Source organism: Limosilactobacillus vaginalis (assembly GCF_025311515.1).
Taxonomy (GTDB): Bacteria; Bacillota; Bacilli; order Lactobacillales; family Lactobacillaceae; genus Limosilactobacillus; species Limosilactobacillus vaginalis.
The window spans coordinates 1542111-1559340 of record NZ_CP104399.1; the positions used below are offsets into that span (position 1 = coordinate 1542111).

Consider the following 17230-nt stretch of genomic DNA (forward strand, 5'->3'; position numbering starts at 1 on the left):
GAAAAAATACACATCAATTACACTATTATCCTAACGCGGAATAATATCCATAGTCAAACCTTTAGAATGTTATAATTTTCACTTATAATAATTTCCCGAGCATTGATTATTACTGACTTTGTAACCAACCATCGAATTATTTTCACAAACTTGATAAACAAAAAATCTAGTCAATTTTTCTCAAAAAACTAACTAGATTTTTATTGCTATTAAGATTAAAATCACAAAGTTATTAGACAGAATCAGCTAATTTTTGTTGTTAGTTATTCTTATCAATCGTTACTTTTTCCATGACAATATCTTTCTTCGGCTTATCCATGCTATCACGCTTAGCTTGACTAATTTTCTTGACCACGTCCATCCCGGTAATTACTTGACCGAATACGGTGTGCCGATGATCTAGCCATGGAGTACCGCCAACCTTGGCATAATGGTCAATAATTTCTTGAGGATAACCGACAACCTTCATTTGTTCAATCATATTAGCCGGTACATGTTCGTTAGAAACAATAAAGAACTGACTTCCATTGGTGTTTGGGCCAGCATTAGCCATCGAAAGCGCCCCGGTAAAGTTAAACAATTGATCAGAGAATTCGTCCTCAAAGGCTTTGCCGTAAATGCTCTTACCACCACGACCTGTTCCGGTTGGGTCTCCTCCCTGAATCATAAAATCAGGAATTACCCGGTGAAAGATTACCCCATCGTAGTAACCTTTTTCTGCTAATTGAACAAAATTATTAACGGTCTTTGGTGCTTGTTTCTCAAATAATTGAATTTTAATTTCACCAAGGTTTGTTTTGATTATTGCTTGCGGTCCCTTCACAGACGCAAGCTCTAATTGTGGATACTGCATCTAATTTCCTCCTTCATTTTACTCATGACTTATTCTGAGCACACAAGCGCCCTTAATATCACCACGTTTAACGTATTTCAATGCATCAAGTGCCTTTTCAAGCGGGTATTCGGTAACTTCAGGATGAATATTAAGACGATCGGCTAATGTTAAGAACTCTTCCCCATCACGACGAGTATTACTTTCAACACTCGTTAGCGTCTTTTCATGGAAGAGGTGTTTTTGGTAGTTCAGGGTTGGAACATCTGACATATGAATTCCTGCCATCGCCAACGTTCCTCCTGGGATTAAGCTTTCCAATGCTGGCAAAACGATGTCCCCTACTGGAGCAAAAATAATTGACGAATCTAGCGGAACATCCGAAAGATCATATGCGCCCTTAGCAGAAACACAGCCAAGCTGAAGAGCAAACTTTCGAGCATCAGCACCCCGAGTAAAGACGTGGACTTCTACTCCCTGAGCTAATGCAATTTGCGCTGTTATGTGGGCAGAACCGCCAAAGCCATATAAACCTAAACGGCCACCTGCAGGGACATTAGCCCGTTCATAAGCTCGATAACCAATGATTCCAGCACATAATAATGGCGCTGCTTCTAGATCATCAAACTTCTCGGGAATCCGGTAAGCAAATCCTTCCGGTACGGTAACATACTCAGCGTAGCCACCATCATGATCCCAGCCGGTATAAACTGAATGCGGGCATAGGTTTTCATGACCGGAACGACAGAACTTGCAAACACCACATGCATGACGGAACCACGGAATCCCAATCCGCTCACCTAGTTCAAACCGTTGTGTTTCGGGTCCAAAAGCAACTACCTTACCGACAATTTCGTGTCCAGGGGTAACGTGCTCATGATGAACCGGTAAATCGCCTTCTGCCACATGTAAATCAGTATGACAGACACCACAAGTAAGGACCTTTACTAAGACCTCCCCGCGTTGTGGCTTTGGAACTGGCTTAGTAACAAGCTTTAATGGAGCATTTTCACCATCAATTGGACCGGGAGTGGTTACTTCCCATGCACGCATTGTTTTTGGAATCTCAACTTGATTACTCATCTTCAAGACCTCTTTTAATTAGCTTTCTGTAAACTATTGTAGTCCTTTTTGTATATTTGTGAATTAATAAACAATAAAATTATTGATACTGTTTAGCAATTTCTGCTGTTAAGGCAAACCATTGTTTTTGTAACTGGTTAGCATTGAAGCCGCTATTGATTGTCTGATCATCCTGAGCAGCTAATTCCAAGCCAGCAGTTCCGCCAATATCATCTACAATCCCCTTGCCATTGCCGTCTAAAACTTTAGGTTCAGTCGGACTTAGTCGATAGCGTCTGATTGGCGTTGTTTTCTCAATTAGAATATTGAACTGCCAAGAATCACCAAAATCATATTCAAGTGTTAAGCGATCACCCTGCTGAGCCTCCCCTAACCAGTGGAGCGTGATATTCTCTCCGCCATCAAGGTACGGCAATTGGTAATTCTTCTTGTTTAGTTGAAGGTTATACAGGTGTGAACCAGTTGCCCCAAAACTGGCCATAATGAAGTAGCAAAGTTCATCAAGCCGGGTTTCGCCACTAAACTGAAGTCGTCGCCACATACTCGGCTGGTAATCCGCTAATTCAACTTTTATTTGATATTCAATTTTGCGGTAATGGTGTGCATGCTTTAATGAAGAACGCCGGCGGGTAAGCTCAGATTCTGCACTATGCAGCATTCTCTCTAACCGGTAACCTTCCTTAGCGGGCGTTGCATTATCGATTGCTTGATTTAATGCTTGGCTAAACTGATCAAAATCAGCATCAGCAAACAGAGCTTGCCGCTTGAGGAACCGACCGAATTCCCGAAAGGCGGCTCCCATCCCCCGATACTTTGAAGTAGTTAATCGTTCACTATTGCGTTTGCCATAATCATAAACGTAATAATAAATTGTCGAAATATCATCCAGAATCGTCTTCCCGTCTTCTGCAAGGTAAGATAAGTAATCCGTTGCGTAATCAGTATCCCGATCGATAATTTGATCGCTCTTCCCAAGTTGCTCCAGTGAAGAACGGTAATCCTGAATAATCTCCTCACGAACTTCTGACTCATTCATGACATCATTGAGTGATTCAGAATGATAAAGATACCGTCGATTATGTTCATTAAGCTTAGGATGTGCTGGAACAGCGAAATTATTAATTACGTAATTCTCAAACAGTTCCGTTGCTGTTTGAACCTCGTTTGTTTTAACATCCTGCAGTTTTAAATTTTTCATTAGTGCAAGTGAGATTGCCGGATTACTGGGATCATCATCCCACTGAACAATATCAGGCCGAGTTAACAGGTTTTGAAAAATCTGCAACCGCTGTTGAAGTGCAGGAACAACTGGCCGAACAAATTCAACCTGTTTCAATTGTGCATCACGAATCATCCGAACTTTAACTCGTGGTACCGGGAGAACTTCCAGCAGCCGAATTAGCTCACGCTTAAATGTTGCGGTAAAAGCCCGTGGATCGCTAAACTGCTGGGGATGACGAACTATCACCGGTAACGATAGAAGGTTATTCATTACAATCATAAAATCGCCGGTTACCCTAATCGACCAGGCATCGGTGCGCATCAACCGTTGTTCATCAGCTAGCCTTGTATTTGCATGGAGATGCTGAGCAACATTATTTTCAACAGCAATTAACACCATCATCACTCCTTCTTCTAAAACGGGCTTGAATTTATTATTTTTAGCAAACAGACCCACGTTTTATCTCTACCGTTTCCTCTATCTCCATTGTGACAGAATGGCTAAGTGAAAACAAATATTCTAGACAATAAGGATAAAACTACTAAAATAATTTAAGAAAACGTGAAATATTAAAGGAGTAACGAAAATGCTTGATTCCGGTAAACTAGATATTTTTGATCTCAAGAAAATCAAAATTAATCGAACAGCAAAGGAGTTAGAAGAAGCGGGAAAAGAAATGCGAACTAAGGTAAGCAGCGAACAGCTAGCCGAATTTGTCCCCGTTCACCGTGATGCTGTCGCCGCAATCAAGAAAACAGAATCTAAAATGATTCAAGAACTGCTGCCCCTTCGTCACGAACGAATGCTGGCTAGCAAGTTTGCTTTCTTTCGCGGAACAGCAGAATTAATGGAACAGGATCTTAAAGATCAGTATCAAAGCCATATTCCATTGATTATTTGTGGAGATGCCCACGTCAATAATTATGGTTTCTATGCTTCCCCAGAGCGTCAATTAATCTTTGGCCTGAATGATTTTGATGAATCACGGATTGGCAATTGGGAAAGCGACCTTAAACGTCTTCTGGTTAGTGCTCGCCTAGCTGGTGAAGAAAACGGCTTTAGCGACGAACAGCTTGACTCCGTTCTTCACCTAATTACAAAGACCTACCGCCATAGTATTAAGCACAATGATAAGCTGAGTCTTTTCCAACGTCTCTACTCTTCATACGAAATTCATGACATGATCGCCGCAATTGATACTCTGAACAATAGTGCTAGCCAAATGAATGAAATCCTCAATAAAATTATTAAAAAGAGCAGTCGAAGCAACTCAGAGCAAATCGTCAAGAAGATGACGAAGCTTAACGAAAACGGTCAGTTAAGATTTAGTGAAAATGCTCCCCGCGCTAAACATGTCAATGCAGAGAAGTATGCAGAAATCCTTCAAGGCTTTAACCATTACCGGAATAATGTACGTCAAGACATCCGCATCTTTCTCGGCAATTTCAGCATTACCGATATTATTCGCTACAGTGTTGGCGTTGGTAGTTTTGGGACTCGCTGCTACCTGCTTCTCCTCACTGGTAACGAAGGCAGCCATTTAGTTCTTCAAATTAAGGAAGCAATGCCCCTTCGTTATAACCTGCTCCGTTTACCAACAGCAGAAGCAATTAAAAATGGCGTGTTAGCAGGACGACGAATTGTCACAGCGCAACGAACCCTCCAAGCTTCTTCTGATCCATTTCTTGGTAGCACATCATTTGGCGGACGAAGTTACTATGTTCGTCAGTTCCGTGATATGAAAGAATCAATTAAAGTAAATAAGCTTGATTACGAAAGTTTTAACCTCTACTGTCAGATCTGTAGTACACTGCTAGCAATAGCCCACTTTCAAAGCCCAACCGCCCCAATGGTTCGTGGTTACCTCAAAGGACAAAAAGCATTAGATGATGGTCTCGTTGAATGGACAAACGCCTATGCTAAACAAGTAGCCATTGACTTTGATGATTTTCGGAATAGTTTGCAGGATAATAATGGACTAATAACAAAATAGTGGTTTATAAGGAGGTGATGCAACCGTTTGCACCACCTTCTTGTTAAATTGTGGTAAAATAGGTTCTGTAAATATTGAAGCGCTTACTTCAAGGAGGCAAATAGAATTATGAATATTACTAAAGTACCGTTTGGAACTTACCAAAACAAGCCAGTTACAAAGTATGTTTTGACAAATGATCACGGTGTCCAAGCGGGAATCTTAGACTTTGCTGGACTATTACAGTCATTTAAGGTGCCAACCAAGGATGGCGGTAAGGCCGATATGGTCTTAACTACTGAAAACCTTGATGACTTTACTAACAATGGTTTTTGCACTAACCGTTTAATTGGCCGGGTTGCCGGAAGAATTGCTGATGGCCAATTTGAAATTGATGGTAAGGAATACCACGTTGAACAAAACGAGGGTAAAAACACGCTTCATGGTGGGACTAATGGTTTCTACAGCTACATTTGGGATGTTGATTCTACTAACGTCACTGATAACGAAGCATCCATTACTTTAAGTCTCACCCTTACTGAAGAAATGGATACTTTCCCTGGAAAGATTCATGTTACCGCAACCTACACATTAGACAATGACGATAACCTGACCTTGAAGTTTGGTGCTACATCTGATGCAGATACTTTGTTTAACCCAACTAACCATACTTACTGGAACATGGCTAAGGCAAGTGCTAAGACAGTCAATCAATTAAAGCTCTATGTCAATTCCAAGAACCACTTAGCCGTTGACGATGGCAAGATCCCAACTGGAGAAAAGTTAGCCAATGAAGGAACACCATTTGACTTTAGCACCCCAACTCGTCTTGGCGATGCACTCGAAGGAATGGCTTCAACTAAAGAAAACGGGTTTGATGATATTTGGGAAGTTGAACCAAGTCTTACCAAGCCAGTTGCCACCCTTGAAGATCCTGAAAGTGGTCGTAAGATGACCCTTTACTCAGATCGGAATGCCCTAATTATGTACACCATGAACTCCGATGATCCAGCAGTATACAACCACGGTGAAGTTCATCCCCACTTAGGAATTGCAATGGAAGCTCAAACCCTTTCAGATGCTATCCACCATCCAGAATTTGGTGACATCACCCTTCATCCAAACGAGGAAAAGAACTACACAATTAAGTGGCACGTAGAATACTAAATTCTATAACATTTTAAAGAAAAAGAAGAGACAGGAAAAAGCAAAATGCTTTTCCTGTCTCTAATTATTTATCACTAATTTTCGAATTTACCGAGTCTAATTGTGAAAATCAATCTTTCTCCATTAAAACCAGCCGTTCTTCTTAATATTATCAGTAGCCTTAAAAGGAAGTTGAATTGAAGACATCCCTGTTGGTTTAAGGGTAACATAGCCAACATGCTGTCCCTTTTTAACCGGAGCCTTTAACTGGTGAGTCATCGAGCGATCTGCCTGTGCTATCTTCAATTTTGCCCCAACCTGGTTAAGCACTGTACCTTTAGGAAGCCAGATCGTAGTTGCCTTGGTTAGTTCAAGTCCAGTACTATGTTTGTCTTTGGCGTGGACCACATGAGCATCCTGAACGTTCTTTGATAGTTGTCGCAAAGAAGTTAGCTGAACTGGCTGATAAATCTCAGTTAATTTCTCATAGAATTTTTGAGCATCCTTTGACTGAGCGTTCCAGTCGCCCTTGGTATGAAGCGCCACAACGATTACTCGCCGACCAGCAAATGTTCCTGTTGAAATTATACATTTACCAGCCGTATCAGTATTTCCCGTCTTTAACCCATCAATCGTACCGTTTTTGGGAGCAAAACCATTTTCCGGTAATAACGAATTGATGTTGATCATTTGGTATTCCTGGTTTGCACTAACCCGGAAATTAGCCATCTTGGTCTTGGTAATTTTGAGTGAATCAGGATATGTCTCAATTAAGTACTTTGAAATAAGTGCCATGTCTTTAGCCGAGAACTGATTTTCGGCCGTCTTTTTGACCCCTTTAAGGCTATTTTTGCCTAAATCACCGTTTGCTAGGCCAATCATATTATAAATTTTAGCGTCGGTAACGCCCGCTTTTTTCGCGACTGCTTGCATTTTCTTGTTAAAGGCTGCGGTACTCCCCGCATCTGCCAAGGCAAGGGCTTCTGCACTACCGTCAGCTGATACAATCATCATTGATTCTGTAAGCTGACGAATAGTGTAACTCTCTCCCGCATTTAGTGGGACATTGGAAAAATGCCAATCATTCGCAACCTTAGCAACTGCTGGCGTAATCTTAACTTTTTGGTTCCAACTCAAATGATGGTTTTTAACATCTTGTTCAATTACAGCTAGTGTTAATACCTTAGTCAAGGATGCAACTGGGTAAGTTTTATTAGCATTCTTCTGGTATAAAACTTGGCCTGTTTCAGCATCAATTGCGTAAGCAGCCCGCGCATTTAAATTTAACTTTGTTGTATCCGCTGAGGCTGAATTAGCAAACCCCAGACTAACTACATTTACCGTTAAAATAGTAACTAAAAAAGCAATTAATGCCCTTTTTAACTTTTTCATCAAACTATTGTTATCCCTCTCTCAAAAATATCAAACTCAATAATATCGCATTCAGATGTTAAGAGGATGACTTTTTAATAACTTTTATGAAACATTTTCCGAGTTATTAAAATTCTCCTAATAATTAGGTGAATTTTCCTCCTTTTTCACTCAATTACTGGTATGATTGTCTAATGTTATCAAATTAAAGGAGAGTTTTCACTATGGGTGCATCTCGTCGTCGGTTAAACCGTCGTAAAGTTGTCTTGTTTATTCTTATTATTCTTGCAGCGTTCTGGGGAATTCACCATTTTACCGCAACGAGTCCCCGCTTAAAATCAGCTTGGAATAAGATCATTTTCACCTCAAACAATAACGTTGCCATTGCCGTCTATTCACCAAAAACTCACCGCACATACTCTTCATCCAACGTCCCAAACCATAAATTTCATATGGCAAGTACGGTCAAAGTTAGTGTTCTTGCCGGTCTCCTGGTTAAGCAAGATGGTGTCTTATCCTCACACCAGCGTTCACTAGCTAAACAAATGATTGAAGCAAGTGACAATAACTCAACCAGTGAATTATTCGATGATCTTGGCGGACAGCAAGGACTTCAATCCACGTTTAATCAATTTGGGATGAAGGATTCAACAGCGGATTCATCTTGGGGATTAAGTACCACGACGGCTAAGGATCAAATTAAGCTTCTGAATAATATTTTCTACAAGTCAAATCTTTTATCCGCAGATTCTCAACAATACATTAGCAGTCTAATGAGTAATGTTGAAAGCGATCAAATCTGGGGTGTCTCAGCATCAAGCGATAACTTCGCCTTAAAAAACGGTTGGCTCGAAAATGGTAATGAAAAATGGATCATTAACAGTATCGGCTATGTTAAAAACAGTAACGGGACCTCCTATACCATCGCCATGTACAGTGATAAAAACCAGTCAATGCAGACCGGAGAGGAGGTTCTCAACCAGCTTGCCCGCGTTACGAAACCAATTTTAAACTAAATAACGAAAAATAACCTCCCACTTTCGGTATGCCGAAAGTGAGAGGCTATTTTATTCCAATTAAATTTCACCACTTATCTGGCGTTGCAACATAATCACCGATTCCATCATGATTACCATTCCACTGGAAATCATGATACCAAAGTGAATGCTTTTCTTGATCTAATTCATCAATTTCTTTCATCTCATCAGCAGAAAGCTCGAAATCAAAGATCTCCATATTCTCTTTCATCCGTTGTTCATGGATCGTCTTTGCTAGCTCGATCATTCCATGCTGCAATCCCCACCGAAGTTCAACTTGAGCTGCACTCTTATTATGTGCTTCAGCAATCTTGTTAACAACTGGGTCCTTTAATAACGTCCCGCTTCCTAGTGGTGACCAAGCTTCAAGTTTTATACCATGTGAACGGTCAAAATCTACAATTTTCTGTTGATGGATATGTGGGTTGAACTCAATCTGGTTTACCGCCGGAATTATCGTCCCATGATCCATTAAGTCAGTCAGCCTTTCGTTATTAAAATTGGAAACACCAATTGCCCGTGCTTGACCATCTTTTAAAATTGCTTCCATTGCTCGCCAGGTTTCGTTATATTTTCCATCTACTGGCCAGTGCTCTAATAAAAGATCCACGTGATCAGTTTGCAAAGCCTTTAACTGCCCTTCAAAGGCTTGCCGAACATGATCATAGTCTCCCTGATCGCCGTTAAAAATCTTAGTAGTTAGGAAAATATCATCACGATTAATACCATCCTCTTTAATGGCAGCTTGAATTCCTTTACCAACACCTGCTTCATTTCCGTACTGTTTAGCTGTATCAATTAGAACATAACCGTTCCGTAAGGCAGCATGAACAGCATTTGCCGCATCCTCAATTGTGGACTTCCAAACTCCCAGTCCTAATTGAGGAATCTTTACTCCATTATTCAGTTCGATTTGTGGTTGCATATTCTGGTTCATATATTACCCACCTCCATAATCTGTATTAACCCTTTTACTATTAGAATGCAAAAAAGTTAACTACTAATAGATAGCCACCACATTGAATAACCAGTAAAGACAGATCTATAATGAGGTTAAATTTTTGGCTTAGTAACAAGCTAATCTCAGAAAATTTAAGTCAGTATTCTATGATTTCTTAATTGGAAGTGTCAAAATGGAAATTCAATCAAACATGTTAGCCCTTGCTGATGGTAATCAAATGCCACAAGAAGGATTTGGCCTTTATAAAGTTGATGACCAAGAAACAATGAATCACGCTATTAAGGCTGCCTATGAGGATGGTTACCGTCTTTTTGATACAGCTCAACTCTACGATAATGAGGCAGAAGTTGGTCAGGCATTTAAAGATTTAAATATTTCCCGGGAAAATATTTTTGTCACCACCAAGGTTTCTGAAGCTAACCAAGGATACCAAAGTGCAATCGATTCTGTAAAAGAATCCTTGAAGAAGCTTCAAATGGACTATGTTGACCTATTACTCGTTCACTGGCCTATCCAGCGAGCATTTTTTGATACTTGGCGCGCGTTTGAAGAACTAAAAAAGGAAGGACTTACTAAATCAATTGGTGTTAGCAACTTCCAAATTATTCACCTTCAATATTTAGCAACCAAGGCTAATGAAATGCCAGTCGTTAATCAAGTTGAACTTCATCCACGCTTAACCCAAAAGCCACTGTTTAAATATGACGAAGAACATCAAATTGTTACCCAGGCATGGAGTCCGCTTGGTCGTGGAGCAGTCCTCAATATTCCTGAATTAAAGGAAATTGCTGAAAAACACGGTAAGTCAACTGCTCAGATTATTTTACGTTGGCACTTGCAAAACGGGGTTTCATTTATTCCAAAGTCCGTTCACTCCGAGCGGATTCAGCAAAATGCGGATATTTATGATTTTAGCCTATCAACTGAGGAAATGAAGAAGATCGATGACCTTAATCAATACGCTCGAACCGGCCGAGAACCCGAATTGACTTACGAATATAATCATCAATATTAGCAGAAGCTGAGAATCAAGCTTTTTAAGAGTCCGTATGGCTAGTCGAGAACGGAGGTTGGTTTGATTAGAACCGTTCTCCGTTCGTAACTAGACACTAGGGCTCTGCTTGATTCCCGCGATTAGACTCGGTAATTCCGGAAATTACTGGTAATAGTAAGGGCTTGAGAAAAAACAAAATGTTTTTTCTCAAGCCCCTTTATTGATCATCAAATCAACCCTCCAGCAACCTTATCTGCTAATGCCGGATAAATTGCGATGATTGCTTGTCGGTATTCTTCGCCAGTAATCCTTAATCCAATTACTGGTAAGAAGTTATTAACATCATCGGCCGCATTGTCACCAACAGCACTTACACCAACCAAGGCGTCTCCCTCAAAAATTAGTGTTAGCTTTCCGGTTTGATCATTTTGGCCAGCTGCAAGACTAGAATACTTGAGGTTAAGGGTCTTTGTCTGGTATTGACTATTCCCCCTTGCAACTTCTTCCTTCACACCGGCTTCGGCAATCTCTGGGAATGTAAACGCAGCGGTTCCAATCGTTGGGTACTTAATTGCTGCCGTTGTCTTTCCTTCTAAGTAGTCAAAGAGATATTCTCCTTCAAATTCAGCAACTGGTGTCAGCTTAGGTTGCGGTCGACTGATAACATCACCAATTGCGTACACGTTTGGATTGCTTGTCTGTAGGTGTTCATTAACAATGATTCCGCCCCGAGCACTATTAACGTTAGCCACTGCTAATGCTAGCCGATCAATGTTAGGTTGGCGACCACTTGTATCGACTACATAATCAGTTGGGATCTCTCCTTGATCGGTCTGTACAATAAATCCTTCATCTTGCTGCCGAACACCCTGAACACTAGTATTCATTAAGAATTCAATCCCCCGCTTTTCCATTGCTTCCGTAACCACTTGAACCTTTGATGCAGGAAAAGCTTTTAACGGCCGGGCAGAATGATCAATGATCGTAATTGAAGCCCCTGCAGCACCCAGTACAGTTGCTAATTCCATGGCTACATAACCGCCACCAATAAAGGTAACGTGTTGTGGTAAGTGAGGAAGTGATAGCACATCCCTGCTAGTATGCGTAAACTGTTCACCAGGAATTGCTAACCGATGAGAACGCTGCCCCGTAGCAATCACAATCTGATTACTTTGGTACTGATGACCATTAACTTCAATCGTATTGTCATCCACAAAATGAGCATATCCTGATTCAACGTCATGACTCTTTGCAATGATTGCTTTGGTTTCTTCCGGCCATGAATTAAAATGATTTAGCTTAGTAGCCATCAATTCTCGCCAATCAATTGATGCTGCTTGTTTGATCCCTCGACCTTGGAGTTGTTGACTTTGCAGAACTACTCTGGTTGCACCTTCAAGAAAAATTTTCGGTTCACAGCCATAGTTCGGACAGGTCCCACCAAACTCATCCCCATCAACTACCAAAACCTTGCGGGAAGTTTTGGCTAATAAGTTAGATAGTTTATAAGCCGCTGGGCCAGAGCCAATTAAAATATAATCATACTTCTTCATTTTTTGCCCTCCATTCTCTTGGTTTCACGATAACATAAGCCAGCCTTAAAAAATATTTTTCTGCTTATTCACCTTTTCACTTTCATTATTCATTCGTTCCTTTTCGCATTCCTACAAGCTTTCATTTTTATTTTCATAATATGCCAATTTAATAGCAATGAAAATGATTACATGTTTATTTGATAAACGTTTGACATTTAAAAATGATCATTGTATATTATTCACACAAGCTAAATGATAAGCGTTTATCAAATTAATAATTTGGAGAGTAATTTGAACTATGAATAACAAGAATTCAATGGTTACCAAACTCGCTTTCTTATCTGTTTCCTTCATGGTTACTAGTGCGTATGCCATTCAAGGTTCACTACCACAATTAAAGGCTGCATTAGGAATCAGTCAACCACAATCGGAGTACCTGGTTACTACTCCTTCATTTGCGGTAATGATCTTCGTTGTCCTCTCACCATTACTTCAAGAATGGTTCAATATTTCTGACAAGAAGATTATTATGGCTGGTGTTACCATCGTTGGTCTTGCCGGGTTGGTTCCAATGTTTATTAGTAACTACACTGTTATCTTGATTTCCCGACTAATTCTGGGTGCTGGTTATGGGTTATACAACTCCCAAGCGATTTCCTTGATTTCAGTTTGGTACCAAGGCGAGACCCGAGCTCAAATGCTTGGTTGGCGTGCGGCTGCCGAACAGATTGGTCAAGCATGTACCCTTGCAGTTGCTGGTCTCTTACTTAATTACGCTGGCTGGCATGCTTCATTCCTTGTTTATGCCTTTGCATTCGTTGTTCTCTTCTTCTTCGCAATGCGGGTTCCTGATGACAGCAAGGCTCAGGATGATAGCGTTGCTGAAGACGACCTCGCTGAGGAATTAACTAACGAAAAGCCACAAGAAATCACTAAGATTAGTCCCGTGGTTTACCTTCTTGTCTTGTTTGCATTTCTGCTGGTTGTTGACTATGTTGGGATGGAAAACCGGTTCCCTGGATTATCCGTTGCCATCAATGGTGAACAATACACTGGTTCATCAATGTTCCTTTCTTTAATGCTGATTGGAGCAACTCTTGGTGGAATCTGCTATGGGCCAATTAACAAACGGCTTGGCTTTGGAACTGTCTACCTTGGCCTCGGCTTAATGGCCCTTTCAAACTTCCTGTTTGGCTTTGCCGGTCATAACTTTGTTGTCATGGTCATCGGTTTACTATTAATCGGTTTCCCGCTTCAATTAGTTTCACCATTAATTTTCAACCTGCTTCCAGACTTGGCTCCTGCTAAGCGGCAACCATTAGTAACATCCCTTTGCTTAATCGGATTTAACTTTGGTTCATTTTTCTCACCAACCATCGGTCAATGGACAAACAACTTGCTTGGTCAACCATTAAGCGGTCTCGGCCTCGCAGCACCATTCCCGGTTTATGGTGTTGTCCTGATTCTAATTGGAATCATCATCTTCTTTGCAAGTTGTCATGCACAAAAAGCTTAATCAAAATTATTTAGGAGGATTTTAATTATGCCTATTCAAAACAAAGCAATGTTAATTACTTATTCTGACTCAATGGCTAAGAATATTAAGGAAACTCACGAAGTATTAAAAAACTACATTGGCGATGCTATTGGTGGTGTTCACTTGCTACCATTCTTCCCATCAACTGGTGACCGTGGTTTCGCTCCATACCGTTATGACGTTGTTGACTCCGCATTCGGTAACTGGGATGACGTTGAAGCATTAGGTGAAGATTACTACTTAATGTTCGATTTCATGATTAACCATATCTCCAAGAAGTCAGTAATGTACCAAGACTTCAAGAAGAACCATGATGATTCCAAGTACAACGACTTCTTTATTCGTTGGGAAAAGTTCTGGGAAGCTGCTGGTAAGGGTCGTCCTACTCAAGAAGACATTGACCTTATTTACAAGCGGAAAGATAAGGCCCCTGAACAAGAAATTGACTTTGATGATGGTTCTAAGGAACACCTTTGGAATACTTTCGGTGAAGAACAAATTGACATCAACGTTAAGAGCAAGGTTGCCCAAGAATTCTTCAAGCAAACCTTAACTGATATGGTTAAGCATGGTGCTGACTTAATCCGGTTGGATGCCTTTGCTTACGCTGTAAAGAAGGTTGACACTAACGACTTCTTTGTTGAACCAGAAATTTGGGACCTCTTAAATGAAGTCCGTGATATTCTTGCCCCTTACAAGGCTGACATCTTGCCAGAAATCCACGAACACTACACTATTCCAGAAAAGATTTCTGACCATGGTTACTTCGTTTACGACTTTGCTTTGCCAATGACCACTCTTTACACTCTCTACTCTGGTAAGACTAACCGCCTTGCTAAGTGGCTGAAAATGTCACCAATGAAGCAATTCACTACTCTTGATACTCACGACGGAATTGGTGTCGTTGATGCTAAGGACATCTTAACTGATGATGAAATTGAATATGCATCAAACGAATTATACAAGGTTGGTGCTAACGTTAAGCGGAAGTACTCAAGTGCTGAATACCACAACCTTGATATTTACCAAATCAACTCCACTTACTACTCAGCATTAGGTGACAACGATGACGCCTACCTCCTTTCCCGGGCAATCCAAGTCTTTGCTCCTGGTATCCCAATGATTTACTACGTTGGTTTGCTTGCCGGCTCAAACGACCTTGAATTACTCGAAAAGACTAAGGAAGGTCGAAACATCAACCGTCATTACTACACTAAGGATGAAGTTGCTAAGGAAGTTCAACGTCCAGTAGTTAAGAACCTCTTAGACTTGCTTTCATGGCGAAACAAGTTTGCTGCCTTCGACCTTGATGGTTCAATTGAAGTTGAAACGCCAAGCGAAACCACAATCAAGATTACGCGGAAGGATAAAGACGGCAAGAACGTTGCTGTTCTCGATGCTGATGCTGCCAACAAGACCTTTACAATCACTGCTAACGGTGAAAAGGTTATGGAACAAAAGTAATTTCATTAGGTTAACCGGACTGATAATAAACCCTTTCCAATTAACAAGGACGGTTAAATAAAATTACCAACATCCTAAACTTAATTAGGCCACTAATATTCCAAGATTTTGGATATTAGTAGCCTATTTTTTGTAATTTTGTTTATTGTAAGCGATTTTATGTTACGATCAGCATAGAGTTGTATTGTTAACTAGGTTTGTTACAGGAGGATGATTATAATGGCATTTCAAAATGTAACAATTGCTGGAACGGGTGTGCTTGGAAGCCAGATTGCTTATCAAACGGCATTAAATGGTTTCAACGTTACAGCATACGATCGTAATCCAGATACTGCTAAGAAGCGGGTTAGTGCGCTAAAGGCAAGTTACCAAAACGATTTAGGACTAAGTGATGATGAATTCAATGCTGGTCTTAGTCGGCTTAGCTTCACCGCTGACCTTGCCGAAGCAGTTAAAGATGCTGATTATGTAATTGAGGCCTTACCAGAAAATCTGGAAATTAAGGAAGAGTTCTACAAGCAATTATCAAAACTTGCCCCGGCAAAGACTATTTTTGCAAGTAACTCCTCAACCATGGTTCCTAGTCAGCTAGTTAAGTTTGTCGATCGACCAGCAAAATATCTCCACATGCACTTTGCCAATAAGATTTGGAAATGCAATGTTGCCGAAATTATGGGGACGAATGAGACAGACCCTGCTGTTTTCCAAGAAGTAGTTGACTTTGCCCATGCAATTAAGATGGTTCCAATCCCGCTTCATAAAGAACAACCAGGATACGTCCTTAATTCACTCCTGATTCCATTTGTGATTAGCGCAATGGCTCTTTGGGTAAAAGGTGTTGCCGATCCACAGACGGTTGATAAGGACTGGATGATCTCTACCGGTTCACCTGTTGGCCCATTTATGATGCTCGATGACGTTGGCTTACGGACAGTTTGGAACATTGTCACTAACCTTTACGAATCTCGCCATCAAGAAATCTTCAAGGTGATTGCCGATCGGCTTAAGGAAATGATTGATGCTGGTCACGAAGGACTTGAATTAGGCCAAGGATTCTATCACTACCCTAACCCTGAATTTGCGGACCCAGATTTTCTTAAGAAGTAGAAGGGAGCACGTAATTATGTCATTTAAAAACATTACCGTTGCGGGTGCTGGTGTTTTAGGAAGCCAGATTGCCTACCAAATTGCGCTTAATGGGTTTAAGGTTACCGTTTATAACCACCACATTGATACTGCTGAAAAGCGAATTAATGCGTTAAAAGCGGATTATCAACGTGATCTCAACTTAACCGATCAAGAATTTCAAGCTGGGTTAGATAACATTACTACAATTACCACTGATCTTAAAGAAGCCGTTAAGGACGCCGATTACGTCATCGAAGCTCTCCCAGAGTCATTAGAACTTAAGGAAAAGTTTTACGCTGAACTTTCACAGGCCGCTCCTGCTAAAACGATCTTTGCAAGTAATTCTTCATCATTTATCCCCAGTCAACTGGTTAAGTTTGTTGATCGCCCGGCAAAGTTCCTCCACATGCACTTCGCTAATAAGATTTGGCGGTTTAACGTTGCTGAAATTATGGGAACTGAACAAACTGATCCAGCGGTTTACCAAGAGGTTGTTGATTTCGCTCGTGAAATTAAGATGGTACCAATTGAGGTTCATAAGGAACAACATGGCTATGTTCTTAACGCCGTCTTAATGCCTCTCCTTGCTTCTGCAATGCAATTATGGGCAAATAATGTTTCTGATCCGCAAACAATTGATAAGGACTGGATGATTTCTACTAATTCACCAATGGGTCCATTTATGATCTTGGACATGGTTGGTTTACGGACTCCTTACCAAATGGAGCTCAATGCTTACCAAACTACCAAAGATGAGATTCACCAAACAATTGCTCAAAAGTTAAAAGCAATGATTGATGCCGGACACGTTGGTCAAGAGTCAGGTCAAGGATTCTATCACTACCCTAACCCTGAATTTGAAGACCCAGATTTTCTAAAGAAATAAATTAATAGCTATGAAATAGCAAAAAAAGCTGGGAATCAAGCTTCTTGAGAGTCCGTATGGCT

14 protein-coding genes are annotated in these 17230 nt (G+C 40.7%); 8 read left to right on the top strand and 6 right to left on the bottom strand.

Annotated features, from left to right (window positions below; all coding sequences use genetic code 11):
* Nucleotides 1-259: 259 nt before the first annotated feature.
* From N4627_RS07780 to N4627_RS07790, 3 genes are all read right to left on the bottom strand, one after another.
* Nucleotides 260-853 carry a peptidylprolyl isomerase gene (locus tag N4627_RS07780; RefSeq protein WP_260964549.1) on the bottom strand — a complete coding sequence of 198 codons (594 nt, stop codon included), beginning with the start codon at nucleotides 851-853 and terminating at the stop codon, nucleotides 260-262.
* 18 nt (nucleotides 854-871) lie between these two features.
* On the bottom strand, nucleotides 872-1915 hold the full coding sequence (locus N4627_RS07785; RefSeq protein ID WP_098045224.1) for a zinc-dependent alcohol dehydrogenase family protein: 1044 nt from the start codon (nucleotides 1913-1915) through the stop codon (nucleotides 872-874).
* A gap of 79 nt (nucleotides 1916-1994) precedes the next feature.
* Nucleotides 1995-3539 (bottom strand): plasmid pRiA4b ORF-3 family protein, encoded by a 1545-nt coding sequence (locus tag N4627_RS07790; RefSeq protein WP_260964551.1) that lies wholly within the window; start codon nucleotides 3537-3539, stop codon nucleotides 1995-1997.
* 184 nt (nucleotides 3540-3723) lie between these two features.
* Here N4627_RS07790 and N4627_RS07795 point away from each other — a divergent pair, with 184 nt between their 5' ends.
* A complete protein-coding gene (locus N4627_RS07795) occupies nucleotides 3724-5130 on the top strand; it encodes a DUF2252 domain-containing protein (protein WP_124031827.1) in 1407 nt (468 codons plus the stop codon).
* 108 nt (nucleotides 5131-5238) lie between these two features.
* Nucleotides 5239-6276 carry an aldose epimerase family protein gene (locus N4627_RS07800; protein ID WP_003716594.1) on the top strand — a complete coding sequence of 346 codons (1038 nt, stop codon included), beginning with the start codon at nucleotides 5239-5241 and terminating at the stop codon, nucleotides 6274-6276.
* A gap of 123 nt (nucleotides 6277-6399) precedes the next feature.
* Here N4627_RS07800 and N4627_RS07805 read toward each other — a convergent pair whose 3' ends face one another.
* A complete protein-coding gene (locus tag N4627_RS07805) occupies nucleotides 6400-7647 on the bottom strand; it encodes a D-alanyl-D-alanine carboxypeptidase family protein (protein WP_098045227.1) in 1248 nt (415 codons plus the stop codon).
* 203 nt (nucleotides 7648-7850) lie between these two features.
* On the opposite strand from N4627_RS07805, the gene N4627_RS07810 reads away from it, so the two are divergent.
* Complete coding sequence (locus N4627_RS07810; RefSeq protein WP_056974601.1) at nucleotides 7851-8642, top strand: serine hydrolase; 792 nt, start codon at nucleotides 7851-7853, stop codon at nucleotides 8640-8642.
* 67 nt (nucleotides 8643-8709) lie between these two features.
* On the opposite strand, the gene N4627_RS07815 is transcribed toward N4627_RS07810, so the two are convergent.
* Nucleotides 8710-9600 carry an aldo/keto reductase gene (locus N4627_RS07815; protein WP_260964555.1) on the bottom strand — a complete coding sequence of 297 codons (891 nt, stop codon included), beginning with the start codon at nucleotides 9598-9600 and terminating at the stop codon, nucleotides 8710-8712.
* A 196-nt stretch (nucleotides 9601-9796) separates the two neighbouring features.
* Between N4627_RS07815 and N4627_RS07820 the strand changes: the two genes are divergently transcribed.
* A complete protein-coding gene (locus N4627_RS07820) occupies nucleotides 9797-10639 on the top strand; it encodes an aldo/keto reductase (protein ID WP_260964557.1) in 843 nt (280 codons plus the stop codon).
* Nucleotides 10640-10845: 206 nt separating this feature from the next.
* Here the strand turns inward: N4627_RS07820 and N4627_RS07825 are convergent, their stop codons facing one another.
* The gene (locus tag N4627_RS07825) at nucleotides 10846-12171 is read right to left on the bottom strand and encodes a dihydrolipoyl dehydrogenase family protein (protein WP_260964558.1); all 1326 of its coding nucleotides are present in this window, start codon (nucleotides 12169-12171) and stop codon (nucleotides 10846-10848) included.
* A gap of 280 nt (nucleotides 12172-12451) precedes the next feature.
* Between N4627_RS07825 and N4627_RS07830 the strand changes: the two genes are divergently transcribed.
* The 4 genes from N4627_RS07830 to N4627_RS07845 all read left to right on the top strand — a co-directional run bounded on the left by N4627_RS07830 (nucleotide 12452) and on the right by N4627_RS07845 (nucleotide 17168).
* Complete coding sequence (locus N4627_RS07830) at nucleotides 12452-13669, top strand: MFS transporter (RefSeq protein ID WP_260964561.1); 1218 nt, start codon at nucleotides 12452-12454, stop codon at nucleotides 13667-13669.
* Between the two features lie 27 nt (nucleotides 13670-13696).
* Entirely contained in the window at nucleotides 13697-15154 is a 1458-nt protein-coding gene (gtfA, locus tag N4627_RS07835) for a sucrose phosphorylase (RefSeq protein ID WP_003716587.1), read from the top strand.
* A 219-nt stretch (nucleotides 15155-15373) separates the two neighbouring features.
* Entirely contained in the window at nucleotides 15374-16261 is an 888-nt protein-coding gene (locus N4627_RS07840) for a 3-hydroxyacyl-CoA dehydrogenase (protein ID WP_260964564.1), read from the top strand.
* A gap of 16 nt (nucleotides 16262-16277) precedes the next feature.
* Nucleotides 16278-17168, top strand: a complete 891-nt coding sequence (locus tag N4627_RS07845; RefSeq protein ID WP_260964565.1) for a 3-hydroxyacyl-CoA dehydrogenase — start codon at nucleotides 16278-16280, stop codon at nucleotides 17166-17168.
* Nucleotides 17169-17230: the final 62 nt, after the last annotated feature.